At 52.2% G+C, this 23,451-nt stretch carries 27 protein-coding genes; 26 read left to right on the top strand and 1 reads right to left on the bottom strand.

What is annotated here, in order from left to right:
• Positions 1–176 precede the first annotated feature (176 nt).
• The 20 genes from trpE (at position 177) to MKY59_RS19285 (ending at position 18,043) form a co-directional block, all read left to right on the top strand.
• On the top strand, positions 177–1,745 hold the full coding sequence (gene trpE, locus MKY59_RS19380) for an anthranilate synthase component I (RefSeq protein WP_339273240.1): 1,569 nt from the start codon (positions 177–179) through the stop codon (positions 1,743–1,745).
• Between the two features lie 34 nt (positions 1,746–1,779).
• Entirely contained in the window at positions 1,780–2,853 is a 1,074-nt protein-coding gene (gene trpD / locus MKY59_RS19375) for an anthranilate phosphoribosyltransferase (RefSeq protein ID WP_339278441.1), read from the top strand.
• Positions 2,843–3,634 (top strand): indole-3-glycerol phosphate synthase TrpC, encoded by a 792-nt coding sequence (trpC, locus tag MKY59_RS19370; protein WP_339273238.1) that lies wholly within the window; start codon positions 2,843–2,845, stop codon positions 3,632–3,634. Before trpD ends, trpC begins: the two co-directional genes overlap by 11 nt.
• Entirely contained in the window at positions 3,631–4,368 is a 738-nt protein-coding gene (locus MKY59_RS19365; RefSeq protein WP_339273236.1) for a phosphoribosylanthranilate isomerase, read from the top strand. Before trpC ends, MKY59_RS19365 begins: the two co-directional genes overlap by 4 nt.
• Complete coding sequence (gene trpB / locus MKY59_RS19360) at positions 4,365–5,564, top strand: tryptophan synthase subunit beta (RefSeq protein ID WP_236419773.1); 1,200 nt, start codon at positions 4,365–4,367, stop codon at positions 5,562–5,564. The genes MKY59_RS19365 and trpB overlap by 4 nt, the downstream gene beginning before the upstream one ends.
• Positions 5,561–6,367, top strand: a complete 807-nt coding sequence (trpA, locus tag MKY59_RS19355) for a tryptophan synthase subunit alpha (protein ID WP_236419771.1) — start codon at positions 5,561–5,563, stop codon at positions 6,365–6,367. Before trpB ends, trpA begins: the two co-directional genes overlap by 4 nt.
• A gap of 81 nt (positions 6,368–6,448) precedes the next feature.
• Positions 6,449–7,549: a histidinol-phosphate transaminase gene (gene hisC / locus MKY59_RS19350; RefSeq protein ID WP_339273234.1), complete on the top strand. Its 1,101-nt coding sequence runs from the start codon at positions 6,449–6,451 to the stop codon at positions 7,547–7,549.
• A gap of 23 nt (positions 7,550–7,572) precedes the next feature.
• A complete protein-coding gene (locus MKY59_RS19345; protein ID WP_339273233.1) occupies positions 7,573–8,667 on the top strand; it encodes a prephenate dehydrogenase in 1,095 nt (364 codons plus the stop codon).
• A gap of 562 nt (positions 8,668–9,229) precedes the next feature.
• Complete coding sequence (locus MKY59_RS19340; RefSeq protein WP_236419765.1) at positions 9,230–9,823, top strand: sigma-70 family RNA polymerase sigma factor; 594 nt, start codon at positions 9,230–9,232, stop codon at positions 9,821–9,823.
• Positions 9,820–10,470, top strand: coding sequence for a hypothetical protein (locus MKY59_RS19335; RefSeq protein ID WP_236419763.1), 651 nt, complete (start codon positions 9,820–9,822; stop codon positions 10,468–10,470). Before MKY59_RS19340 ends, MKY59_RS19335 begins: the two co-directional genes overlap by 4 nt.
• A 23-nt stretch (positions 10,471–10,493) precedes the next feature.
• Positions 10,494–11,093 carry a histidine phosphatase family protein gene (locus MKY59_RS19330; protein WP_339273231.1) on the top strand — a complete coding sequence of 200 codons (600 nt, stop codon included), beginning with the start codon at positions 10,494–10,496 and terminating at the stop codon, positions 11,091–11,093.
• A 222-nt stretch (positions 11,094–11,315) separates the two neighbouring features.
• The gene (locus tag MKY59_RS19325; protein ID WP_339273229.1) at positions 11,316–12,434 is read left to right on the top strand and encodes a hypothetical protein; all 1,119 of its coding nucleotides are present in this window, start codon (positions 11,316–11,318) and stop codon (positions 12,432–12,434) included.
• A gap of 44 nt (positions 12,435–12,478) precedes the next feature.
• Entirely contained in the window at positions 12,479–12,985 is a 507-nt protein-coding gene (locus MKY59_RS19320; RefSeq protein ID WP_339273227.1) for a gamma carbonic anhydrase family protein, read from the top strand.
• A gap of 23 nt (positions 12,986–13,008) precedes the next feature.
• Positions 13,009–13,188, top strand: a complete 180-nt coding sequence (locus tag MKY59_RS19315; RefSeq protein ID WP_236419755.1) for an IDEAL domain-containing protein — start codon at positions 13,009–13,011, stop codon at positions 13,186–13,188.
• Between the two features lie 237 nt (positions 13,189–13,425).
• The gene (locus MKY59_RS19310; protein ID WP_236419753.1) at positions 13,426–13,848 is read left to right on the top strand and encodes a DUF2487 family protein; all 423 of its coding nucleotides are present in this window, start codon (positions 13,426–13,428) and stop codon (positions 13,846–13,848) included.
• 193 nt (positions 13,849–14,041) lie between these two features.
• On the top strand, positions 14,042–14,587 hold the full coding sequence (locus tag MKY59_RS19305) for a ubiquinol-cytochrome c reductase iron-sulfur subunit (RefSeq protein ID WP_236419751.1): 546 nt from the start codon (positions 14,042–14,044) through the stop codon (positions 14,585–14,587).
• Between the two features lie 15 nt (positions 14,588–14,602).
• Positions 14,603–15,274, top strand: coding sequence for a cytochrome b6 (locus MKY59_RS19300; RefSeq protein WP_017687726.1), 672 nt, complete (start codon positions 14,603–14,605; stop codon positions 15,272–15,274).
• A 21-nt stretch (positions 15,275–15,295) separates the two neighbouring features.
• Positions 15,296–16,186 carry a c-type cytochrome gene (locus MKY59_RS19295; protein WP_339273221.1) on the top strand — a complete coding sequence of 297 codons (891 nt, stop codon included), beginning with the start codon at positions 15,296–15,298 and terminating at the stop codon, positions 16,184–16,186.
• Positions 16,187–16,461: 275 nt separating this feature from the next.
• Positions 16,462–17,088 carry a DUF1405 domain-containing protein gene (locus MKY59_RS19290; RefSeq protein ID WP_339278440.1) on the top strand — a complete coding sequence of 209 codons (627 nt, stop codon included), beginning with the start codon at positions 16,462–16,464 and terminating at the stop codon, positions 17,086–17,088.
• 79 nt (positions 17,089–17,167) lie between these two features.
• Positions 17,168–18,043, top strand: a complete 876-nt coding sequence (locus MKY59_RS19285) for a sporulation protein YpjB (protein WP_236419747.1) — start codon at positions 17,168–17,170, stop codon at positions 18,041–18,043.
• 99 nt (positions 18,044–18,142) lie between these two features.
• Here the strand turns inward: MKY59_RS19285 and MKY59_RS19280 are convergent, their stop codons facing one another.
• Positions 18,143–19,012: a YitT family protein gene (locus tag MKY59_RS19280; RefSeq protein ID WP_236419745.1), complete on the bottom strand. Its 870-nt coding sequence runs from the start codon at positions 19,010–19,012 to the stop codon at positions 18,143–18,145.
• 212 nt (positions 19,013–19,224) lie between these two features.
• On the opposite strand from MKY59_RS19280, the gene MKY59_RS19275 reads away from it, so the two are divergent.
• The 6 genes from MKY59_RS19275 (at position 19,225) to bshA (ending at position 23,434) form a co-directional block, all read left to right on the top strand.
• Entirely contained in the window at positions 19,225–19,554 is a 330-nt protein-coding gene (locus tag MKY59_RS19275; RefSeq protein ID WP_236419743.1) for a nucleotide pyrophosphohydrolase, read from the top strand.
• Positions 19,555–19,606: 52 nt separating this feature from the next.
• Positions 19,607–20,131, top strand: coding sequence for a tetratricopeptide repeat protein (locus MKY59_RS19270; protein WP_236419741.1), 525 nt, complete (start codon positions 19,607–19,609; stop codon positions 20,129–20,131).
• 77 nt (positions 20,132–20,208) lie between these two features.
• Positions 20,209–21,012, top strand: a complete 804-nt coding sequence (dapB, locus tag MKY59_RS19265; protein WP_236419738.1) for a 4-hydroxy-tetrahydrodipicolinate reductase — start codon at positions 20,209–20,211, stop codon at positions 21,010–21,012.
• Positions 21,013–21,027: 15 nt separating this feature from the next.
• Positions 21,028–21,468 (top strand): methylglyoxal synthase, encoded by a 441-nt coding sequence (gene mgsA, locus MKY59_RS19260; RefSeq protein WP_236419736.1) that lies wholly within the window; start codon positions 21,028–21,030, stop codon positions 21,466–21,468.
• Positions 21,465–22,160: a bacillithiol biosynthesis deacetylase BshB1 gene (bshB1, locus tag MKY59_RS19255; RefSeq protein ID WP_236419734.1), complete on the top strand. Its 696-nt coding sequence runs from the start codon at positions 21,465–21,467 to the stop codon at positions 22,158–22,160. The genes mgsA and bshB1 overlap by 4 nt, the downstream gene beginning before the upstream one ends.
• A 113-nt stretch (positions 22,161–22,273) precedes the next feature.
• Positions 22,274–23,434 carry an N-acetyl-alpha-D-glucosaminyl L-malate synthase BshA gene (gene bshA, locus MKY59_RS19250; protein WP_236419732.1) on the top strand — a complete coding sequence of 387 codons (1,161 nt, stop codon included), beginning with the start codon at positions 22,274–22,276 and terminating at the stop codon, positions 23,432–23,434.
• Positions 23,435–23,451 lie beyond the last annotated feature (17 nt).

Genomic DNA, 23,451 nt, shown 5'->3' with positions numbered 1-23,451 from the left:
CCATGACCTGTGTATCTTATTTTGCAGCTGCAGTACGTATATGGATCTGTTCACGAATGGAATGCCACCTAATCAAATTCAGCAGATAAACGAAGTCTCTACCAGATGGTAGAGGCTTTTTTGTTGTTATTTTAACCGTACCGCCTCGCCACCCAAATTTGAAAGGACGTGATCTGATGATAACGCCAAACGTGAACCAAGTGCTGAAAATGTCGAATGAATATAATCTGATTCCGGTCGTCAAACGGATTTTGGCAGACATGGAGACCCCGATTCGGATTTTCCGCAGATTTGCTGACAACGACCGGGCATTCCTGCTGGAAAGTGTAGAAGGTGGGATCCAATGGGCGAGATATTCTTTCATCGGCACGGATCCGTTCCTGATGATTTCGGCGAAAAAAGGCCGTATCGTGGTGGAAGAGGCTGGCCGGACGCGGGAGCTGCCGGGCAAGCCGGTAGAAGAGCTCAAGGCGTTACTGCGGAAGTATCGCAGCCCCAAAAGCGATGAGCTGCCGCCGTTCACGGGCGGGGCCATCGGATTTTTCGGCTACGACCTGCTTCAGTATTACGAGAAGCTTCCGGCACATGCGCTGGATGACCTGAATATGGACGACATCCGTTTTATGTTTTGCGACCAGATCGTAGTGTTCGACCATGTGAAGCAGCAGATGCTGCTGGTAGGAAACGTACATGTGAAATATGGGGCGACCGACGAAGAGATCCGCGAAGCGTATGCACGCACGTCGGAGAAGCTGGAGTTGGCCGCAGAGCGGCTGCAGCAGCAAGGACCGGGCGAAAATCTTAATCCGCGTTCCATTCCGGGTCATGTGGAGCTCGGTGATATTCAATCCAATGTCACGAAAGAACAGTTCATGGCGAATGTGGATCGGGCCAAGGAGTACATTCGGGCAGGGGATATTTTCCAGGTTGTACTGTCGCAGCGTTTCCACATCGATACCGACGTATCTCCTTTGCATGTGTACCGCGTGCTTCGGACGTTGAACCCGTCACCGTACATGTATTATTTGAAAATGGATGACGAGATCATCGTGGGCACTTCCCCGGAAGCGCTCGTAAAGGTAGACGGAACGCGCGTGGAGACGCGGCCGATCGCCGGTACCCGTCCCAGAGGGGCCACGGAAGCCGAGGATCGTGCTTTGGCGGCCGATTTGCTGCAGGACGAGAAGGAGCGTGCGGAGCATCTGATGCTGGTGGATTTGGGACGGAACGACATCGGGCGGGTTTCCAAATTCGGCAGCGTGAAATGCGACATGTTCATGGAGATTGAGCGGTACTCCCACGTCATGCATATGGTGTCCAACGTGGCAGGCGAACTGCGGGACGACAAGGATTTCTTCGATGCCTTCCTCTCTTGCCTCCCGGCCGGAACGGTATCCGGCGCGCCCAAGCTGCGGGCGATGGAGATCATTGCAGAGCTGGAAAAAGAGGCTCGGGGAGCCTATGCCGGAGCGATCGGCTATCTGGGCTTCTCGGGCAATATGGATGCCTGCATCACCATCCGGACGATCATTTTCAAAAAAGGGAAAGCCTACGTGCAGGCCGGAGCCGGCATTGTATGGGATTCCGTGCCTGAGAACGAGTACCAGGAGACGGTGAACAAGGCCAAAGCCCTGCTCACGGCGATTCGGACGGCGGAAGCGATGTTCCCCGCCAAGAACAGACTGGGCAACGCCAATATGGCAAACGCGGACTATTTCGTAACTCCGGCAGCGATGCCGAACTGAGAGAGGAGAGACCGACATGAACATGAATCCGGTGATGAACGATGACTCGAAAAGCAGCGTTGCGCCCGGCGCAACTGCGGAAGGAATGAAGCAAGGGCTGACCAAAATTTTGGAGGGTCGACATCTGGAGCAAGCGGAGGCGCGCGATCTGATGACTTCGATCATGGGCGGTGAAGCTACTCCTGCTCAGATTGGCGGGCTGCTGATGGCATTGCGCATGAAAGGGGAAACGGTGGACGAAATTACGGGCTTCGCCGAAGCGATGCGCGGACAGGGCGGACGCATCCTCACCAATGGCAGCAACTTGCTGGATACGTGCGGAACGGGCGGTTCGGGCATTCACAAATTCAACATTTCCACCGCCTCTGCGATCATCGCTTCAGCCGTTAACGTACGCGTCGCCAAACATGGCAACCGCTCCGCTTCGGGCCGGGCAGGAAGCGCGGACGTGCTGGAGGCGCTTGGCGTCAATATTCACCTGAATGGAGAGCAGGCGCGCCAGTGCCTTGACGATATCGGCATCTGCTTCTGTTTTGCCCAGGTTTACCATCCGTCCATGAAACATGCGGCAGGGCCTCGGAAGGAACTCGGCGTAAGGACGATCTTCAACATGCTTGGACCGCTTACGAACCCGGCGGGAGCGGATCGCCAATTGCTCGGTCTCTACGACCGGAGCCGCACGCCGATGATCGCCGAGGTACTGAATCGTCTGGGTCTGAAGCGTGCGTTGGTTGTTGCCAGTCATGACGGGCTGGACGAAATCAGCATTTCGGCACCGACGCAGGTATCCGAGCTGCGGGGCGGCGAAGTAAGAACATACGACATCGACCCACGGGATATGGGACTGCCCCTGCACAAGTTGGATGCGGTTCTAGGGGGAGATGCGGTGCAGAATGCCGAAATCATTAAACGGATCTTCCAAGGCGAACGGAGCGCCTACCGGGATGTCGTTTTGCTGAACGCGGGAGCGTGCATTTACGTATCAGGCTTTGCGGATTCGATTGCGGATGGCGTCGTTATGGCAGCGAGGGCCGTCGATTCCGGCAGGGCTGCGGAGAAGCTGAATCAATTAATTCACACAACGGAGGCGTACAGTCATGTATCTTGATCGCATCGTAGTTACCAAACAACAGGAAGTGGAAGAACTAGGCAAAACGTTCCGCATGGAGGAAGCGCTGAAACAGATCGAAAAGCTGCCGCCCACGCGCGGATTCGAGCATGCGCTGTCGAAAGGGCGTCATCGCAAGCTGGGATTGATCGCGGAGGTGAAGAAGGCATCGCCTTCCAAAGGACTCATTCGTCCGGATTTCCATCCGGTGGACATCGCGATGGCATATGAACGGGCTGGTGCGGATTGCATTTCCGTACTGACGGACGTTTCTTATTTCCAGGGCAGCGGGGAGTACCTTCAGGCCATTCGGGAAGCAGTGAACCTTCCGCTCCTGCGCAAGGATTTCATCATTGACGAGCGGCAAATCGCTGAAGCAAGGCTGCTTGGCGCAGACGCCGTTCTCCTGATCGCCAGTATATTGACGTCACAGCAGATGGAGCAATATCTTGGCTTTGCCCGGAGCATCGGGCTGGATGTGCTGATCGAGGTCCATGACCGTGCGGAACTGGAACAAGTGTTAAGTTTACCCGAGGCGACCCTGGTAGGCATTAACAACCGCAATCTCAAGACGTTTGAAACGAGCCTGGACACCACTCTTCGATTGATGGAAAGGATTCCCGAGCGTGTTACGCTGATCAGCGAAAGCGGCATTGACGGTCCTCATCGATTGCAGGCGCTGGAATCGGCCGGCGTAAGCGGCATTTTGGTCGGGGAGCATCTGATGCGCAAGGATGATGTGGAAGCTGCGGTATACGAGCTTATGGGTCCAAAAGCATGACCGAAAACATACAAGGCGAAGCAGGGAGCCGTGAAGGAATTGGGCAGCAGCAGGCTTCGACGGCGGCAAAAATTTGTGGACTTCAGGACGTTGAAGTGCTAAAATCAATGATAAACTTGCCTGTGGATTACATTGGTGTTGTCTTTGCCAAATCCCGCCGCCGCATTGAACCGGAACGGGCAGCTGATTTACGCGAAGTTTTGATGGACTGGAAGGCCGGGAAACGACCCGGATTGGCGGGGGTATTTGTAAACCCTGCGCTGGAAGAGCTGGAACATATTATGAATGTGGCGCCCCTTGACGTCATTCAACTGCATGGGCAGGAAACGCCGGAATTTTGCCGCCAAGTAAAGCAGCGCTGGGCAGCGGAGGTTTTCAAGGTGTTTTCGTTTCCGAAAGATGGCTCAGGCGATGATGAGAACGATTCGGCGGTACGCGCCTTGACCCCATACGAAGGAACAGTGGACGCTGTTTTATTGGATACCCATGACCCCATGTATGGCGGGGGATCGGGCAAAACCTTTGCTTGGGAACGAATCCCTGCTTATGCCGACTGGTGCAAGGAAAATGGCGTCAAATGGTTTGTTGCGGGCGGACTGCAGCCGGATAACGTAGAGGACCTGATTCGGACCTATCAACCGGATGGGGTTGACGTATCCAGCGGCGTGGAGACGGGCGGCGTGAAGGACATAGCAAAAATAACAGCATTTGTAGAAAGGGTGAAGCAGGCATGACACATACATTACCAGATCACAACGGGCGTTTCGGCCTTTTTGGAGGCCGCTTCGTGCCTGAGACGCTCATGAACGCGCTGATTGAGCTCGAAGAAGCCTACGAGCGCTTCTCGAAGGACGAGGAGTTCAACAAGGAGCTGAACTATTTGCTCAGCGAGTACTCCGGACGGGAAACCCCCTTGTATTTTGCGGAGCAGCTGACTCGCCATCTGGGCGGACCGAAAATTTACCTCAAACGCGAGGACCTGAACCATACGGGCGCGCACAAAATCAACAATGCCCTCGGACAGGGATTGCTGGCCAAACGGATGGGCAAAAAGAAAGTCATCGCCGAAACGGGCGCAGGACAACACGGCGTAGCAACGGCTACGGTTGCCGCGTTGCTCGGCCTTGAATGTAAGGTGTTTATGGGCGAGGAAGACACGCAGCGGCAGCAGCTGAACGTATTCCGCATGCGATTGCTCGGTGCGGAGGTCATCCCGGTGACATCGGGTACCCGAACGCTGAAGGACGCGGGCAACGAAGCGCTGCGTTACTGGGTCAGCAACGTGGAGGATACGTTTTACGTTCTCGGTTCGGTCGTCGGGCCTCATCCGTATCCGATGATGGTTCGCAACTTCCAGCGTGTCATCGGCGACGAAACGCGTCGCCAGATTCAGGAGCTGGAAGGACGGCTGCCGGACGTCATCGTTGCCGCCGTCGGCGGAGGCAGCAATGCCATCGGCATGTTCTATCCGTTCATTAACGACAAAAATGTGAAGCTGGTGGGCGTGGAAGCTGCCGGCAAAGGCGTGGAGACCGAGTTCCATGCCGCGACCATGACCAAGGGTACGCATGGCGTATTCCAGGGCTCCATGAGTTATTTGCTCCAAGACGAGTACGGCCAGGTGCAGCCGGCGCATTCGATTTCGGCAGGGCTGGACTATCCGGGCGTTGGCCCCGAGCATGCGTATTTGAAGGATGCCGAGCGGGCACAGTACGTTCCCATCACGGATCAGGAGGCGCTGGATGCCCTGCAATTGCTTTGCCGCACGGAAGGCATCATTCCGGCGTTGGAATCCTCGCATGCCATTGCCCAGGTGATCAAGCTTGCGCCCGAATTGACGGCGGACGATCTCGTCGTGATCTGCCTCTCGGGGCGTGGAGACAAAGACGTCGAATCGATCATGAAGTATACGGGAGGTAAATTGGCATGAACTTGATGGACCAGACCTTCCAACAGCTGAAGGAGCAGAAACGCACCGCACTGATTCCGTTCCTGACCGTAGGGGATCCTGATCTGGATACTACGGTTGCCATCATCAAGGAGCTCGAAAGGGCAGGCGCCGATATTTTGGAACTTGGCGTGCCTTACTCCGATCCGCTTGCCGATGGCCCTGTCATCCAGCGTGCATCGGAACGTGCGCTTCAGAGCCAAATTTCGATTCGCACCTGCATTGAAACCGCAGCGAGAGCACGCGAAGAAGGCGTCAAAATGCCATTCGTGCTGTTCACCTACTATAATCCGGTACTGCAAACCGGGCTGGATGCTTTTTTCGAGCTATTGGTCGATAACGGAATCAGCGGTCTGATCATTCCCGATCTGCCGATCGAGGAATCCGAGGATATGCGCCGGAGATCGGAAGCCGCGGGCATCCACCTCGTTCCGCTCGTCGCTCCGACATCGAACGCACGGATCGAACGCATCGTGTCCGGCGCTCGCGGATTTATCTATTGCGTATCTTCCCTTGGCGTTACAGGGGAACGGGCATCCTTCTTCGACGGAATCGAGAGCTTCATTTCGACCGTCAAAAGCTACACGGACATTCCCGTCGCCGTAGGCTTCGGCATTTCGAGCCACGAACAAGTTGCGCGTTTTTCCCGCATCTGCGACGGGGTTGTCGTGGGCAGCGCCATCGTACGCAAAGTCGAAGAGGCCATTCCTTTGCTGAAGCAGGCCGAGACGCGCGAGGAAGGTCTGTTGCAAATCCGCAACTTTGTGGCACAATTAAAAGGTTAGTAGGAGACTAGGGGATTCTAGTGGCGCATGCTTCGGCATGCCGTTCCTGTTTATAAGCACAACATGAAGGAGGCGGTCGGATTGAAACCGAAATCCCAGATTGTCAATCTGCCTGTATACCAACCAGGCAAACCGGTTGAAGAAGTGAAGCGTGAGCTGGGGCTCGAAAAAGTCATCAAGCTCGCTTCCAACGAAAATCCGTACGGCAGTTCACCTGCCGCGATTGAAGCGATTAAGAATGAATTTGCAAACATTAGCATTTACCCGGATGGCAGCTCGGCGGAGTTGGCGAGCACGCTCGCCAAACATCTCGGCGTTGCGAGCAACCATTTGATTTTTGGCTGCGGTTCGGACGAAATCATCGCATTGATCGCCCGGGCATTTTTCCTCCCAGGCGACGAAACGATTATGGCAGACCAGACGTTTTCCGTATACAAAAGCAATGCCGTCATCGAGGGTGCGGTAAGCATCGAAGTGCCGCTTGTGGATGGAAAGCATGATCTCGAAGCCATGCTCGCCAAAATCAATGATAAAACCAAAGTGGTCTGGGTGTGCAACCCCAACAACCCGACAGGTACGATCGTTACCGATGCGGAACTGACTTCCTTCCTGAACCGGGTGCCTGCCCATGTCATGGTCGTGCTGGATGAGGCGTACTACGAATTTGTCAAGGATGAAGCTTATCCGCAGTCCATCCCGATGCTGGAACGTTATCCGAATCTCGTCATTTTGCGTACATTTTCCAAAATTTACGGCCTCGCTTCCCTGCGCATCGGATACGGGGTGGGACGTCCTGAGGTCATTGACATGATCAACCGTGTGCGGGAGCCGTTCAATACGTCCCGTTTCGGTCAAGCCGCTGCAACAGCCGCCTTGGCTGACCAAGCTTTCGTGCAGGAGTGCTCTGCGCTCAACCAGACGGAGCGCGACTTTTTGCAAGGAGAGTTTACGCGGCTGGGTTTGCCGTATTTCCCGTCGCAAGGGAACTTTATTATGGTGAATCTCGACATGCCTACCCAGGAAGCGTTCCAATCCCTGCTTAAACAAGGCATTATCGTTCGACCGGGCTTCCGCTTGTACCCTACTTACATTCGTGTATCTGTCGGGACGCCCGAACAGAACCGGGCTTTCGTGGCGGCGCTCGAGAATACCCTCGCGGAGAAAGCGGTAGCTCGCCCTTAGCGGGCTGCGGATAGCGAGGAACCATGACACGTAAAATTGCAATGATCGGCGTAGGACTCATCGGAGGTTCGTTGGCACTCTGCTTTAAGGGGAAGCCGGACGTGACGGTGGTGGGCTACGCCCACTTGCCGGAGCTTAAGGAGAAGTACATAGCCAGCGGCGTGGTGGATGATGCCACGCTCTCCTTGGAAGACGCGGTGAAGGATGCCGACTTTATTTTCCTGTGCGTGCCTGTAGGTTTGCTGGAATCGTATTTCAAGCAGCTTGCGGCCCTTCCGTTGAAAAAAGGGTGCATCATCACCGATGTTGGCAGCACGAAGGCTTCCATTGTGGCTTGCGCCGAGCATCTTCGTTTGAAGGACGCCTACTTCATAGGCGGACATCCGATGGCAGGGTCGGAACGTGCGGGCGTCGAGGCGGCTTCTGCCGTGCTTTTCGAGAACGCCTACTATGTCCTTACCCCTTCGGCACATGTGCCCGAGGAGGCGTACGGGCGGTTGTCCGAGCTGTTGGCATACACAAGGGCGCAGATCGTCCGCGTGGAGCCGCTGCTTCATGACGACATCGTAGGAGCCATCAGCCATCTGCCGCATGTGATTGCCGTTGCGCTGGTGAATCAGGTGCGTGAGTATAATGAATCGAATCCGTTATACAAAATGCTTGCAGCAGGCGGATTCCGGGACATTACGCGCATTGCCTCCAGCGATGCCATCGTGTGGCGCGATATTCTGCTCAGCAATCGGGATGTGCTCCTTGGACTGCTCAAGGATTGGAATGGCCAGATTGCGGCGTTCACCAAAATGCTGGAGGAGCATAACGGCGAACGTATCGAGCAGGCATTCCGGGAGGCGCGCGAATTCCGCAGCGTGCTGCCAGAACGGCGAAAGGGCATGATTTCCCCGTTGTTCGATCTGTATACGGATGTACAGGATGCTCCCGGAGCGATCGGCAAAATCGCGACTGAACTCGGGAAGCATGACATTAACTTGAGCAACATGGAAATCATCGAGAACCGGGTGGACGTACCGGGTATTATGCGCCTCTCTTTCCGTCAGGAAGAGGAGATGGAGCGTGCCCGGACACTGCTGGATTCGCTTGGATATCAGGTATGGATATAAAAAGGGGGCCCGCGGGTCCTCTTTTCTTTTGTAAGTTTTAATGAAGTTTAACAAATTTTTCTCGAAGGGTTGACAAAATGAAAACGGATACATATAATAAAAGTACAGTATGGTTTCTCTCCACTCCTATCCAATAACTGTATTGCTCGGAATGAGCAATGGCCGCTTATGTAAGCGGTCTTTTTTTTGTTTTTAGAAAATAAATTTCGCAAATGTGCAACCTTTTAGCAGGTATGTTACGTCATTAAATAATGTGTGAAACAAAAACCGAGCAAATCGCGGTTATGGTCGCCAAAATGGCCGCATATAAATGTCAGGTCGGACTGCACTGGATAGCACTGGATTTGCCAGAGTGCTGCAGACCGTTGTACAATATGTACTGTTATGTAGAAACGTTGGGGAAATTACCATTACATAGGGGAAATTGACGAATGACCATGCTTCGGCATGGTTTGCATATTCCATGCGGTGAATACCGCAACTTTTTTGTGCCTGTTCGGTAATAATGAGTAGAGTCGAACGGGGAGAAGCACATGGATGGGCGAGGAGGGGTCGCACTCAAATGACGGATTCCCAGTTGATTCGTGAAATCAAGGAAGGTAACCTGGAGTTATATTCCGAGCTGATGCGCCGTTATCAGCGTAAAATACTGGCTTTTGTATATCATATGTTGAAGAGTTCCAATATGGAGCTGCTTGCAGAGGATCTGTGCTCTGAGACATTTTATAAGGCGTTTCGCAGCCTGCACTCGTTTCGCGAGGTGGATGCATCTTTCTCTACTTGGTTGTACACCATCGCGCGCAACACGGTGCTAAGCGAGCTTCGCAAACAGCGCAGCGGCAACGTGCCGCTCGAAGAGAGCGGGGTAGTTCCGGTTGCTCCTTCGGAGAATGCTCCGGAGCACGCCGTGTTGCGAAGTGAACGGGTAACGCTGGTGAGAGATGCCATAAACAATTTGCCTGAGAAGCAGCGTTCGGCCATCATACTTCGTGAGTATGATCAGTTGGACTATCAGGAAATCGCCAGCATTCTCGGACAAAGCGTCAGCTCCGTGAAATCGCTGTTGTTCAGAGCGAGATCCAGCGTGAAATCCCAATTGGAGCCTTATTTCTTCGAACCGGTGTACGAGCCATATGAAGGGATGAAAAACCGATGAATTGCGATGAAGCCCAGGAGCTGTTTGCTTATATCTGGGATTTGCCGGAAAATCATCCTCAGCGGCTAGCGTTCGATGCCCATTTAGCCGGATGCAAGGAATGTTCGCAGCAGTTCGAAGTCTGGGAAGAAGCCCGGATATTGTTGCACAGCATACCTGAGCCGGTTACGGAGCAGCAAGCGGAACGAGTCAACCGCAACGTGATGGACCGGATATATGCGGAGTCTCCATGGCTGCTGCCTGAAGAGGTGAAAGTCAACCGGTTCTCTGCCGCACTTCGAAAGCACATGTCTTTGTGGATTGCCGCGTTTATGGCCATTTTCCTGTGCAGCTTTTTGTACATGGCCATGTTTAAGCCGGATGTAACGGAAGCCGAGAAGCCAAGCGTGCTCACTACGGGCATTCTGGAAACGGCTGTAGCGGGCGGAGATTCGTCTTCATCCGTGATGTATCAGTACAGCCTGTCCGGTATGGACCGGGGCAGTATTGTCGAACCACTGGTCGTAAGCATGGGGCCTGCCTATCCTCAATATTGGATGGGGCTATCCTTGCTTGCCATTGGAATGGCGTTGTTCTCGCTTGGGCGCATGCATCGGACGACGAGCAAACGGAAGCAGCGTTCCGGTCCCGAGACGACGGCTGTCTAACGAATGGAGAAATGAGGGATGAAATGCGGATTGGGCTGATTCGTCACGGTCTTACCGATTGGAATGCCGCAGGACGCATTCAGGGACAGACGGACATTCCCCTGAATGCCGAAGGCAAAAGGCAGGCAGAACGGCTGGGGAGCCGTCTGCTTGCAGAGGAACAGCAATGGGATTACATCATTACAAGCGGCTTGTCCCGCGCGCAGGAGACGGGTGAAATTTTGTCCGGGATGCTCCATGTGCCGATGCTTGAGCCGGATGCACGCCTGAAAGAGAGAGGGTTTGGCCAGATCGAGGGCCTTACGTCCGAAGAACGTGTTTCCCGCTGGGGTACCGACTGGGAGACGCTGGATCTGGGACAAGAGAAGGTTGCCGATATTCAGCTGCGGGCAGTTGCATTTTTGGAGGATCTCTGGTGTGCCCATCCGCACAAAAACATCCTGATCGTAACACACGGTGCCCTGCTTGCCAATTTGTTGTCCGCTTTGTTCAAGGATCGATACTCGGAACGAATCGGCAACTTGTCTTTGACCATTCTTGAGAAAGAGAAGCACGATTGGACGCCGCTTCTGTACAATTGCACACGTCATTTGACATTGGATACCGTAAAACAACCTGACTAACCCATTCAGGTTGTTTTTTTGTGTCTTTTTCACTTCAGCATGGGATCGGGAGGTCCATATTCTTCTGAGCAACCAAATCTGAGCATAGAATAGTAAAAAAAGAATGAAAGATTTGCCGACTGCAGGTTTAGATCATGGAAATTCCGTCAACGATGTTTACAAAACCAAACTACTACAGGCCCCGAATCAGCCGACAGTAGTCAACGGCGAGGCGATGGACCCATGAATCTAGCGGATATGCTAACGTTTGCCGATATCGGCCAGCTTAACCGAATCGCGGATTATTACAACTGCAAATGCAAGCCCAATTCCAAACATGAACTCATCCAGAGCATTCTCACTACATTGGGCAACAGGCCTTTTTTTGAAAAGCAGGTTTCCGAACTGGACTGGCCCAATCGACGTTTCTTAAACCTGCTGCTGTTTGATTCGCGCCAATATTTCGGTATGGAGGAGCTCATTGCGATTGCCCGGCAATCGCTCGAGAAACAGGAGGGCGATGCCGGCATGAGTCCCCGTGACCTGATCGTGCGGTTCAGCAAAAGCGGATGGTTGTTTAACGGAACCACCCAACAAACCAAATACCTGTATCAGGTTCCGCAGGATTTGAAGGCGAGATTTCGAGACGTGCTGGCAGCCCATTTAAAAGAGGGGATCGAAACAACGGATGAACCCGCCATGTACAGGGACGAGCATCATCTGCTTGCCGAGGACCTCAAGCTGTTTTTGCAATATGTATCGAGGCATGACATCGCATTGAATGCCGAAGGCATGATGTATCGCCGTTCCCAGATGCAAATCATGGAACATCTGCACATCCGGGAGACATTGGTGGGAAAAGCGGGATGGAGATTCGGATACGGGCGTTCATTCAAGGATTACCCGGACCGTTTTGCTTTCATTTACGACTATGCCTACCACCATCGGCTTATCCGGGAAAACAGGGATGGGCTGGAGTTGACGTCGGAAGGTGAGGACAAGCTGGTTACCGAAAACGGCAGCGAGATGGTCCAGATGTTCCGATTTTGGTTAAGACTCTATAAAGGGGCCATTCCCAATTTGGCTTCCGTGGTGTACTGGATCGGGGAATGCGCGCGAGAATGGTCAACCTCGAGCTCGCTGTTTCATCAGATCGGCCCCTTGATCCAGCCTTTTTATTACGATACGCCGGAAGCCATATTCGATCAGCGGATCACCAAAATGATGCTGCACTTGGGTATGCTGCGCATCGGGGAGCACTCCGGCTTGCGCACGATGCAAATGACGGCATGGGGTTCGCGTCTTGCCGCATCCTGCCGGTCGCTATCGGGCCATCAGGCGCCAGTTGTGTTTGACAAGTGAGGGATCACTTGCTACAATCACTCCCAAATTAAGGAGTGATATGAATGATAATTCCGTACAAAGGGTTAAGCCCGATATTGCATCCCTCGGTATACTTTGCTGAAGGAGCCAAACTCATCGGGGATTTGCGAATGGGTGAGGGCTCGACCGTCTGGTTCAACGCAGTGCTGCGTGCCGATTTGGCGCCCATCATCATAGGCGAGCGCTGCAACATTCAGGATAATGCGGTCGGTCATGTGAATACGGGGCAGCCGCTGATCATGGGGGATGACGTTTCCGTAGGGCATTCGGCCATCGTGCACGGCTGCCATATTGGAACAGGTTCACTGGTCGGCATGGGCGCCATTCTTCTCAATGGAGCCGAAATTGGCGAATACACGCTGATCGGGGCCGGTTCTGTTGTTACTGAAAATGCAAAAATTCCGCCCTATACCCTTGCTTTGGGAACGCCGGCAAAAGTTGTGCGCGAATTGACGGACGCCGATTTGGAACGGATGTCCCGAACTTCAAGTGGATACGTTTCCAAAGGAAGGGAATATAGGAGCTCTTAAAACCGTTTTGGAGGTGCATCCTATTGGATAAAATGAAAGCTACGTATGAAGTCATGTTGGGGCTGGCTGCTGAGATGGTATGGGACGAAGCGCTGCGCAAACAGCGCAGTGAAAAGCTGTATATGGAAATCGACAAGGCGTTGGCTACAGGAGACAAGGTAGCTTTCCGGAATCTGACGGATGAACTGAAGGCCATAAACTGAAGAGCTGAAAGTAAAAAAATATCAAGTGTTGTAAAGTAACCACAATCCATAAAAAGAGAATGCGCAACCGGCGCATTCTCTTTTTATATGAAATTCTAGGTGCCTGGCTTTAAGGCCTATATAGCTATATAGACTGTCTTATATAAGCATTAAGTGAACGATAGAAAAACGCTATGAATATATCCAGTGTTCAGGTATAATATGGAAATAAAATGGATGGAAAGGAGTCTTCGGGAAATGAAATTCAGTGAAATGTCAAAGGATAGCTGGGCTGAACTGCAGTTATACATGGACACTTGCCTGATTCCTTACACGGCGTTGTCTGGAGGGAGTTCCCCGGCGGAGGCAACCGAAGCATTGGAACGGCTCAGAGATTTTCTGGATTTGGTTGAAATTCCTTTCAAAGGTCGAATCATGACGTATCCGGCTGTTCATTACACGTTTCCGGAAATGTCAAGGAATTTGAACTTGCTTGCTGAACAATTGAAGGCTTCCGGATTCAAATTCGTGGTGATCATGTCTGCCGACGGCGAGTTGAACCCGAAACAGATTCCCGCTGCAGATCTTGTTTTTTGCCGTTCTGAAGGTGTTCGGGAGGCTGGAGAGCAGGCGCTAAGTACATATATCGGCGAAAAAATTCGTGAGTTGTGGAGAAAGTGAATTTCTGGTGACAAATGTGACAAATTATCAACAATTTTATAATAACGCTTACAACACTACCTTAAAAATGTGTGACAAATTCTTGACGGTGTTCTAGGGCTACTATATGATTATGTATGTTCTAGTAAGTCATGGAATTTATGAAAATGAAAACGTATGCGAAACTTGGCTGAAAAAGGGGGTTGGAGACATTATGAGCAGCGAGCATGATGACCAGCACGAAGCCATGGACAAACCGCCAAGCCGAAAGGAAATGTCGCGCAGGCAGTTTTTGACCTACACGCTTGGAGGAGCCACGGCCTACATGGCCGCTGGCGCCATTCTTCCCATGGTCCGTTTTGCGGTGGATCCGATTTTGCAGCACAAGGGAGAAGGAACGTCCGTCAAAGTGGCAGAAATCAGCAAGATCACGAACGAACCTCAGGAATTTACGTTTGAATTAAAGCAGCAGGATGGCTGGTATTTGAGCAATGCCTCGTTGGTAGCCTGGATCCGTAAGGATGAGCAAGGCAAAATTTATGCGCTCTCGCCGATTTGCAAGCATCTGGGCTGCACCGTCGGATGGAACAGCGACAAAAATTATCCCGACGAGTACCATTGCCCCTGCCATGGCGCGCACTATGACAAGGAAGGAAAGAATCTGGCCGTTGCCCCGAAACCGTTGGACGAATACGTCGTCAGAGAAGAGCAGGGCTGGGTGTATCTCGGCGAGATCATTCCGAATACCCGGGTGAAATAGGAGGCGTGAAAGCGGATGTTTAAAAATGTCTATGACTGGATCGACGAACGTCTTGATATCACGCCCATATGGAGGGATGTCGCGGACCATGAAGTTCCCGAGCACGTAAACCCCGCGCATCATTTCTCGGCATTCGTGTATTGTTTCGGCGGATTGACGTTCTTTATTACCGTAATTCAGATTTTGTCAGGGATGTTTCTGACGATGTACTATGTGCCCGATATCATCAATGCCTATGCCAGCGTCGAGTATTTGCAGACAAAGGTTGCCTTTGGACAAATCGTGCGCGGGATGCATCATTGGGGAGCCAGCCTGGTTATCGTCATGATGTTTCTACATACGATGCGCGTGTTTTTTACCGGTTCGTATAAAGCGCCGCGCGAGATGAACTGGGTTGTCGGCATGTTGATCTTTTTTGTAATGCTTGGTTTGGGATTGACAGGTTATTTGTTGCCTTGGGACAACAAGGCGTATTTCGCGACCAAAGTGACGCTCGAAATCGCCAACACGGTTCCATGGCTGGGACCGATCATCAAGGAGTTCCTGCAAGGCGGTACCATCGTTGGTGCGCAGACGCTGACACGCTTTTTTGCCCTGCATGTATTCTTCCTCCCCGCAGTGCTTCTGGTGCTTCTGGTCGGACACTTCATCATGATCCGCAGACAGGGCATTTCGGGACCTTTATAAACGTAGAAGGGAGGAATTGCGATGGCTCACGGACACAAGTCCGATCAACCGGAGAAGCAGGAAAAAGTCGTTTATGTTGGCGACTCGAGGGTCCGTAAAGGCAGCGGCTTTATTACTCCGCCCGACTATACGGCGTATCCCGGCAAGTCCGAAGCGTTTATTCCTAATTTTCTGTTAAAGGAATGGATGGTTGGCGTCGTTGTACTCGTCGGCATATTGGTTCTGACCATTTCGGAACCGGCTCCGCTAGGATATCCGGCTAACCCGAGCGCATCGGTCATTCCGATGCCGGACTGGTACTTTTTGTTTCTCTATCAGTATTTGAAGTACCCGTACGCCTCAGGCGACTATGTGTTGCTTGGCGTGTTAGGCGTCAGCGGCGTGGCTTTTGGAGCTTTGTTGCTGGCACCGTTTCTCGACACGGGCAAGGAGCGTCGGTTTTATAAACGCCCTATTGCGTCCTCGCTTATGATTTTGTCGGTGATTTCGGTATTCTATCTGACCAATGTCGCTTGGACCCATTACAAGCATGAACTGGAGGCAACCGGACAGAAACCGGAACATATCCAGCGCGAAGAGGAAGCCCGGGAGAAGCACGAACAGGGGCTTCCGACGTCCAATGCCCCGGGCCAACAGCAGGACATCGCGATCGTGGACAAGGATAATCCGGCAATGGAAACGTACAAAAAGGCAGGCTGCGTCGCATGCCATGCAGCAGACATGAAAGGCGCGGGAGGACCTACGCTTCGCGGCGTAGGCGACAAGCACAGCCAGGAGGAAATCCTGACCATTATCAAGGAAGGTTACAACAGCATGCCTGCCCAGTATGACAACGCGATAGCCCAAGGCCTGACGGATGAGGACATCAATCAGTTGACGGCATGGTTAGCCAGTCAAAAGGCGGAACAATAAACATCGGCACTCTAATGAAACCTGATCGTGGATACGGTCAGGTTTTTTTGGTAAGATCAAAAGGCGCGGCAATAGGCTGAAGCCGAAGGAAGAAAGTATAGCAAGCGCCAAGAAACATACACACGTTAACGGAGAGGCAGAACCAATCTGAAGAAGCGAAGGGCACACAGGACTGAAGATGGTAATGCACTCGCAGTGACCGGGTGTGATTGATTAGTGCGGTTTCTATGTTTCTATAGCGCATAAAGGAAGTTTGAATGGAAGGGGCAGCGACATTGGCTTTATCGTATTTTTGGAGTCGGGAATTTTTGACGAATCGTTATTTTCTATGGCTTCTTTTTTGGTGCAACGCAGTAGGAACGGTTTATGGATACATATGGTACGGAGACCAGCTTGAACAGACCTTGGCCGAGCAGCCCTTGTGGCAAATCGTGTTTGTCCCTGACAGCCCGACGGCAAGCCTGTTTTTCACCTTGTCGCTGCTGTGGGTGCTTTACAAGCCGCAATCCAGGTTTCTAAACCGAATCGGCCATGTCATTCAAGCATTGGCGGTTGTCACTTCGGTTAAATACGGTGTATGGGCCATTTCGATTATTTTTGCAGGCTGGTCGTTTGGCGGACCGGTCTCCTGGCAGCACTGGATGCTGATTGCCTCTCACGGAGCCATGGCGGTGGAAGCATTGTTTTACGTTCGATTCTGTGGTTTTCGCTGGGGAGCGCTTCTCTTTGCAAGCGCATGGACGTTGTTGAATGATACGATGGACTATACATACGATATTTTCCCATGGTTGCCGGGAGCGTTGATGCCATACGTGGCTGGCGTTCGAAACTTCACCATTGGACTCACGCTGGCAAGCATTCTGGCTGCCTGGCTTGCGTTGAGACAGGCAAAGCGAGCTTAAGCGATCCGATCCAGATCTTACTTATGGCTTTGTTCTAAGGGCAAGTCCTCTGCCATACATTGATGGTGGGGGGATGTCCATGGAAAAAAAATTGATTGCTCAACTGCGACGATTGGCATTGTTGTTCACCGTGCTGTCGGCATGGACGTGGACAAACTTGTCATCCAGCGTGTCTGCACAGGATAGCGGGGAAGTTGGTCGAACGGATCAGGGAGTAACGGTCAATCATTCGATTCAGCAGCTGAATGAAGCCGCGGCAGCCCTTTACAGGCATGTGTTGGACAAGGATATCGAACAGGTGCAGGAGGGCATTTCGCGCATTAGCCAAAGGCTGGAGCATATTTCGTTTGACGGTCAGGCCACCGTGGAGGGAATTCATGCGTTAACCGAAACGGTGGTTGAAGTGAAGGAGGCGGCAGCCCGGGTCAGAAACGATGAGGTTTCCTTGCAGCAGGCCTCCGCCAAACTGCGGCTGGCCGCTGATAGCCTTGCGAATCCGGCCAAGCCCTTGTGGCTGCAATATTTCAAAATTATGCAAAATGACCTGCAGGCACTTACTCTCGCTGCGGAACAGCGCGTTCGTTCTGACGAGCTCGCAGGTCTATTCAATGCGTTGGAGGAACATTACGAGACCATTCGGCCTGCTGCACTCATTCGTCGTGAGCCTTCCCAGATTGAGCAGCTGGATGCATGGCTTTCCCATATCAAAGGGTTGGTCACGTCCAAACAAACTGATTGGGGACAGCTGAGAAGCATGTTTGAACATGGAAGCGAGCAAGTAAACCTACTGTTCGGCAGGGAAAAGGACGAGAGTGCTTTCGTCGCTTTCGTGGATGGACCTGACCGAAGAACGGCAGGATTGCTGATCACTTCTGTGATCGTCATCGCGCTCGGATATGCCGGATATCGAAAATACCGGGCGCAGCAGGATGGAATCGTACCATTTCAACGCTGACCGCCGAACAACCTCTGCTCACAAGAAGCCTTTCGCGGAGAAGCCTTCTTGACGGCAGAGGTTGTTTGTTGTCGTTGCGCACCGTATCCGGGCTGAATGTCAGCTTTCTTTAAAACCTTCGCCATGCACATCATGCACGTCGTTAATAATGACAAATGCACGAGGGTCGATGGAGCGTACGATCGTTTGCAAACGCCTGAATTCCTGACGCGAGATCACGCAATACGCCATATGTTTTGCTTGCTTGGAGTATGCCCCGATGGCTGGAATAAGTGTGACGCCGCGGTCCATATCACGTGTAATCTGTTCCGCGATCTCGGGCGCGTAATCGCTGATAATCATGAATGCACGCGCCGAGTAGGCCCCTTCCTGAATGAAGTCGATGACCTTTGAAGCGATGAACACAGCGACGAGGGTGTACAATATTTTTTCTTTGGGAATGTAGATCAAGGAAAGGCCGATGATAATAAAGTCGATTCCCAAGAGTACCCGGCCCATGCTCCAGCCATACCTGCGGTTTAAAATGCGGGCGATAATGTCAGAGCCCCCTGTCGTACCTCCCCAGCGAAACACAATGCCCAGACCTGCGCCCAAGGTGACGCCGGCATACAGGGCTGCAAGCAAGAGATCGTTCTCTGTATGGAGGGGCTCGATCCATCCTCCGTGAATCATTTTCTCGAATAACCATAGAAACACGGTAAGGGAGCCGATTCCGATCCCTGTGTAGATCATCTGTTTTCCGCCAAGAATTTTTAAACCCAGCAAGAACAGGGGGATATTGATAATCAAGGTCGTGAGTGACGGCGAAATGCCGAACGCGTAATTCAGAAGCACAGTGACCCCGGTGACTCCGCCTTCCATCAGCTTGTTGGGAATGATGAAATACAGGAGGCCGAATGCATATAACGCCGTGCCCAGCAAAATGGGCAATACGATTTTGAATTGCGACCAGACTTTGGCATTGCTCATAGGTTTCTCACTCCAATATGTAAATTGATTTATATTCCTTCGCGAATATGTGATTGATTAATGCGATTTATATAGTATACCTGTTTAACGGTGGTTTCAAAAATGATTTGTGCACGCCGATGGTGGAAGTAAAACGCAATAACTGATATATTAGGAACAAATGAAAGTTGAAAAATTCAATATGATTAATTTCAAAAGGGGAATCCGTTCTCATGGAGAAAAGCATCGCAGAAATGCAGCGCGAAGTAGACCGATACATATCCCAATTCAAGGAGGGATACTTCAGTCCGCTGGCGATGCTTGCCCGCATGTCTGAAGAAGTGGGCGAGCTGGCACGGGAAGTCAATCATCAATTCGGTGAAAAGCCCAAAAAGGCTACCGAAGAGGACAACTCCATTGAGCTTGAACTCGGCGATATTTTATTCATTACGATTTGTTTTGCGAATTCTCTGGGGATCGACCTTGCGGAGGCGCACGACAAAGTCATGCATAAATTCAATACCCGGGACGCTAATCGCTGGACGCCAAAAAACACCGATTAGGCCTTGATTACATATGCTGTACCATCACCCTATAGGGGGAGGGACAGTGTGCATGATGAAACCCGAGGACTATTTGCAGCGGGCCTACCGTTGTATTTTGCAAAATGATTTTGAACAGGCGATCCGTTGGTTCGAGACAGCCATCCTTGCTTATCCGGGACATGCGGAACTGTATTACCGCTGTTCGATTACGCAGGCCCGCAGCCAGCATTTGAGCTCTGCGCTTGAATATGCCCGAAAAGCGGTGGATTTGTCCGGCGGTACGGAAGAGTATCTTCTTCATTTGCATACGCTTGAGGCCAAGCAGCGGACCAATCAAGCTAAGGCCTTGTTGGAGCAGGGGGACGGCAAATCGCCGGAGCACTGCGTACAGGCAGTCGCACTGCTGTCAGAGGCGATCCGTTTGGATTCGTTGCAATTGGAAGCGCATGTTTTGCTTGCGCTTGCGTATATCGAGCTGAACGAATTCAAACGTGCATTGAGCACGGTGCGCGAAGCGCTTGCGCTCGATCCTCAGAATGTACAGCTGCAGCAGCTGTTACAGCAGATCAAACAACGTATGAAGTCCATCCATTAGAGATCTCGCCCGTGAGCATCTCACGGTCACGAGAAGGGAAAACATCGAACGAACAATAGTGAGGAGTTGCAGCTAAGATGAGTGAAGTAATTCGAGTTGCCGTAATCGGAGCGGCAGGCCGCATGGGCCGGGAAGTTGTAAAATTGGTCCTCCAGGATCCAGAGCTTGAACTGGTCGCGGCGGTCAACCGTTCCGGTGCGGGCCTCGATGCAGGCACTTTGGTAGGTTTGCCTGAATGCGGGGTTATCGTTACAGACAATATCGAACAGGCTTTTGCACAGGCAAAACCCGAGGTCATGGTAGATTTCACCATCCCTAAATTCGCTTACCAACATACGGAAATTGCCATACGTCATGGCGTCAGACCTGTAATGGGAGTGACCGGTTTTACGCCAGAGCAAATTGAACAGCTGGACAAGTTGTGCACCGAAAAAGGAATTGGCGGGCTGATCGCACCCAACTTCTCGATCGGCGCTATTTTGATGATGCGTTTCGCGGCGATGGCGGCCAAACATATGCCGAATGTCGAGATCATCGAATATCATGGTGATCAGAAGCTGGATGCGCCTTCGGGAACGGCCGTCAAAACGGCCGAGTTGATCGCGGAGACACGCAAAGAGTTCCGTCAGGGAAATCCGAACGAAGAAGAGATCATCGAAGGATCGCGCGGAGGCTACTTCAACGGGTTCCGAATTCATAGCGTGCGCTTGCCGGGGGTGTTTGCACAGCAAGAAGTAGTGTTTGGCGATTTCGGGCAGACGCTGAAAATCAGGCATGATTCTTACGAACGCGCAGGCTATATGCCAGGCGTCAAGATCGGCATACAGAAAGTGATGCAGTATACGGGGCTTATTTATGGATTTGACCATTTTATCGACTAAAAGGAGACCGTCATCATGTTAAAAATCGCATTTATCGCCCATGATCGCAAGAAAGAGGAAATGGTGAATTTCGTGACCGCCTACGAATCCGTATTCGATGGTCACCAATTGTACTCGACGGGCACGACGGGGCTTCGCATCATGGAAGGCACGTCGCTGCAAATTCATCGCTTCGAATCCGGCCCGCTTGGCGGAGACCAGCAGATCGGCGCGCTTGTTGCCCAAAACGAGATGGATTTGATCATATTTTTGCGTGATCCGTTGATGGCCCAGCCGCATGAGCCTGACATTAACGCACTGCTTCGTTTGTGCGACGTACAAGGCATTCCGCTGGCAACCAACATCGCGACGGCCGAAATATTGGTGAAGGCGCTGGATCGCGGCGATTTCGCTTGGAGGGAACTCGTACATAAATACAAGCCCGAAGCGGGAGTAAATGCAGGGGATTCCCAATGAGCCTCGATATCCTTGTTTTCGGGGCGCATGCGGACGACGCCGAGATCGGCATGGCCGGAACGATTGCCAAACATACCGCGTTGGGATTGAAGGTCGGGATATGCGACTTGACGCGCGCGGAAATGTCGTCCAACGGCACGGTAGAGCGCAGGGCCGAGGAAGCGGAGGAAGCCTCCCGCATCCTCGGTCTTTCGTGTCGAACCAATCTGGCTTTGCCAGACCGGGGGTTATATATTACGCCGGATAACGTGCAGGCCGTGACCGCCGAAATTCGCCGCCAAGCTCCTCGCATCGTGTTTGCGCCTTATTGGGAGGATCGTCATCCCGACCATGTCATGTGCAGCAAACTGGTGCAAGAAGCCGTATTTAACGCCAAACTGAGAAATTACATGCCGGACATGCCTGCCGTGCAGGTGAAGGAGCAGTATTTTTATTTTATCAACGACATTGGGCCTACGGATTTGATCATGGACATTACGGAATACTACGCGCAAAAGGAGAATTCGCTGCGAAGTTACCGCTCCCAGTTCGAGATGGAGGCGGGTTCTGTAGCTACGCCGCTGAATGCGGGTTACGTGGAACGGGTAAAGGCCAGAGATTCCTTACTGGGGCAGCGGAGCCAGATCGCATATGCCGAAGGTTTCGCAACGCTGACGCCTTACGTCGTTCAAAGGTTCGGCGATTCCGTTTAAAATCATCGTTGTCAATCAGGCAAGATAGCCTGTTGTGAATGCATATATTTTATTTTCCGTTGCATCATTATCAACCTGCAGATCAGCAGGAGAACAAGGGGGCGTCCAACCGGATGGATCAAAAGCTGAAAATCGGGATTACCTGTTATCCGTCCCTCGGAGGGTCTGGCGTTGTCGCAACGGAGCTCGGCAAATTGCTTGCCGAACAGGGGCATGAGGTTCATTTCATAGCGAACAGCATCCCGTTTAGATTGGGCACATTTCAAAGAAATATTTTTTACCATGAGGTGGAGGTCAACGATTACTATGTATTTCGATACCCGCCTTACGACCTGTCTCTTGCGACCAAAATGGCGCAGGTAGCCAAATCTCAACAACTCGATCTGTTGCACGTGCACTATGCCGTACCGCATGCCGTTTGTGCCTTTTTGGCCAAGCAAATGGTCGGCGACGATCTTAAAGTCGTAACGACGCTGCATGGGACGGATATCACCGTCCTGGCTCAGGACGAATCGTTGAAGGACCTCATCCGTCTGGCCATAAACGAAAGTGATGCCGTAACCGCCGTTTCCCGCGATCTGATCCGGGAAACCGTGGACTTGCTGGATATTCAGCGGCCCATCGACCTGACGTACAATTTTATCGATAAAAGGGTGTATTACCCGCGTGACGCCGCCAGTTTGCGCAGGGAATTCGCCGCTCCGCATGAAAAAATACTGATGCATATTTCCAATTTCCGTCCGGTAAAGCGGACGCAGGACGTCGTTGAAGTGTTCCGTCAGGTGCAGGAGCAGGTTCCGGCGAAGCTGCTGTTTGTCGGAGAAGGACCGGACTTGCCGAAAATCCAATGGAAAATCAACGATATGGGACTGGGCGACAAAGTTCAGTTTCTGGGAAAACAGGACGATATCGCTCAAGTGATCTCCATGGCTGACGTGCTGCTGCTCCCTTCCGAAAAGGAAAGCTTCGGACTCGTGGCCCTCGAAGCCATGGCCTGCGGCGTGCCGACCATCGGATCGCAAGCAGGAGGCATTCCGGAGCTTGTGCTTCACGGCAAAACGGGCTTCCTGTCGCCGATCGGCGATACGGCTTCCATGGCCGACAACGCGATCCGTTTGTTGACGGATGACCGTTTGACCGCTGAGTTTAGAGAAGCTTGCCTGAAACGGGCTCACCATGATTTTTGCAACGACGCCATTCGTCACGAGTATGAACAAATTTATTATCGGGTGCTCGGGCGTGAAGTGCCTGACCTGAAACCGGTTTGCGGTTGATTCCAAAGGGTAGAGGC

It is taken from the genome of Paenibacillus sp. FSL W8-0426 (assembly GCF_037969725.1).
Classification (GTDB): Bacteria; Bacillota; Bacilli; order Paenibacillales; family Paenibacillaceae; genus Paenibacillus; species Paenibacillus hubeiensis.
Note: the sequence above shows the minus strand (reverse complement) of the source record. Positions and strands in the feature narration are given on the sequence as shown.

Coding starts and splice junctions, on each gene's coding strand:
- trpE (WP_339273240.1), top strand. CDS start 177: ATGATAACGCCAAACGTGAACCAAGTGCTGAAAATGTCGAATGAATAT.
- trpD (WP_339278441.1), top strand. CDS start 1,780: ATGAACGATGACTCGAAAAGCAGCGTTGCGCCCGGCGCAACTGCGGAA.
- trpC (WP_339273238.1), top strand. CDS start 2,843: ATGTATCTTGATCGCATCGTAGTTACCAAACAACAGGAAGTGGAAGAA.
- MKY59_RS19365 (WP_339273236.1), top strand. CDS start 3,631: ATGACCGAAAACATACAAGGCGAAGCAGGGAGCCGTGAAGGAATTGGG.
- trpB (WP_236419773.1), top strand. CDS start 4,365: ATGACACATACATTACCAGATCACAACGGGCGTTTCGGCCTTTTTGGA.
- trpA (WP_236419771.1), top strand. CDS start 5,561: ATGAACTTGATGGACCAGACCTTCCAACAGCTGAAGGAGCAGAAACGC.
- MKY59_RS19345 (WP_339273233.1), top strand. CDS start 7,573: ATGACACGTAAAATTGCAATGATCGGCGTAGGACTCATCGGAGGTTCG.
- MKY59_RS19340 (WP_236419765.1), top strand. CDS start 9,230: ATGACGGATTCCCAGTTGATTCGTGAAATCAAGGAAGGTAACCTGGAG.
- MKY59_RS19335 (WP_236419763.1), top strand. CDS start 9,820: ATGAATTGCGATGAAGCCCAGGAGCTGTTTGCTTATATCTGGGATTTG.
- MKY59_RS19330 (WP_339273231.1), top strand. CDS start 10,494: ATGCGGATTGGGCTGATTCGTCACGGTCTTACCGATTGGAATGCCGCA.
- MKY59_RS19325 (WP_339273229.1), top strand. CDS start 11,316: ATGAATCTAGCGGATATGCTAACGTTTGCCGATATCGGCCAGCTTAAC.
- MKY59_RS19320 (WP_339273227.1), top strand. CDS start 12,479: ATGATAATTCCGTACAAAGGGTTAAGCCCGATATTGCATCCCTCGGTA.
- MKY59_RS19310 (WP_236419753.1), top strand. CDS start 13,426: ATGAAATTCAGTGAAATGTCAAAGGATAGCTGGGCTGAACTGCAGTTA.
- MKY59_RS19305 (WP_236419751.1), top strand. CDS start 14,042: ATGAGCAGCGAGCATGATGACCAGCACGAAGCCATGGACAAACCGCCA.
- MKY59_RS19300 (WP_017687726.1), top strand. CDS start 14,603: ATGTTTAAAAATGTCTATGACTGGATCGACGAACGTCTTGATATCACG.
- MKY59_RS19295 (WP_339273221.1), top strand. CDS start 15,296: ATGGCTCACGGACACAAGTCCGATCAACCGGAGAAGCAGGAAAAAGTC.
- MKY59_RS19285 (WP_236419747.1), top strand. CDS start 17,168: ATGGAAAAAAAATTGATTGCTCAACTGCGACGATTGGCATTGTTGTTC.
- MKY59_RS19280 (WP_236419745.1), bottom strand. CDS start 19,012: ATGAGCAATGCCAAAGTCTGGTCGCAATTCAAAATCGTATTGCCCATT.
- MKY59_RS19275 (WP_236419743.1), top strand. CDS start 19,225: ATGGAGAAAAGCATCGCAGAAATGCAGCGCGAAGTAGACCGATACATA.
- MKY59_RS19270 (WP_236419741.1), top strand. CDS start 19,607: ATGATGAAACCCGAGGACTATTTGCAGCGGGCCTACCGTTGTATTTTG.
- dapB (WP_236419738.1), top strand. CDS start 20,209: ATGAGTGAAGTAATTCGAGTTGCCGTAATCGGAGCGGCAGGCCGCATG.
- mgsA (WP_236419736.1), top strand. CDS start 21,028: ATGTTAAAAATCGCATTTATCGCCCATGATCGCAAGAAAGAGGAAATG.
- bshB1 (WP_236419734.1), top strand. CDS start 21,465: ATGAGCCTCGATATCCTTGTTTTCGGGGCGCATGCGGACGACGCCGAG.
- bshA (WP_236419732.1), top strand. CDS start 22,274: ATGGATCAAAAGCTGAAAATCGGGATTACCTGTTATCCGTCCCTCGGA.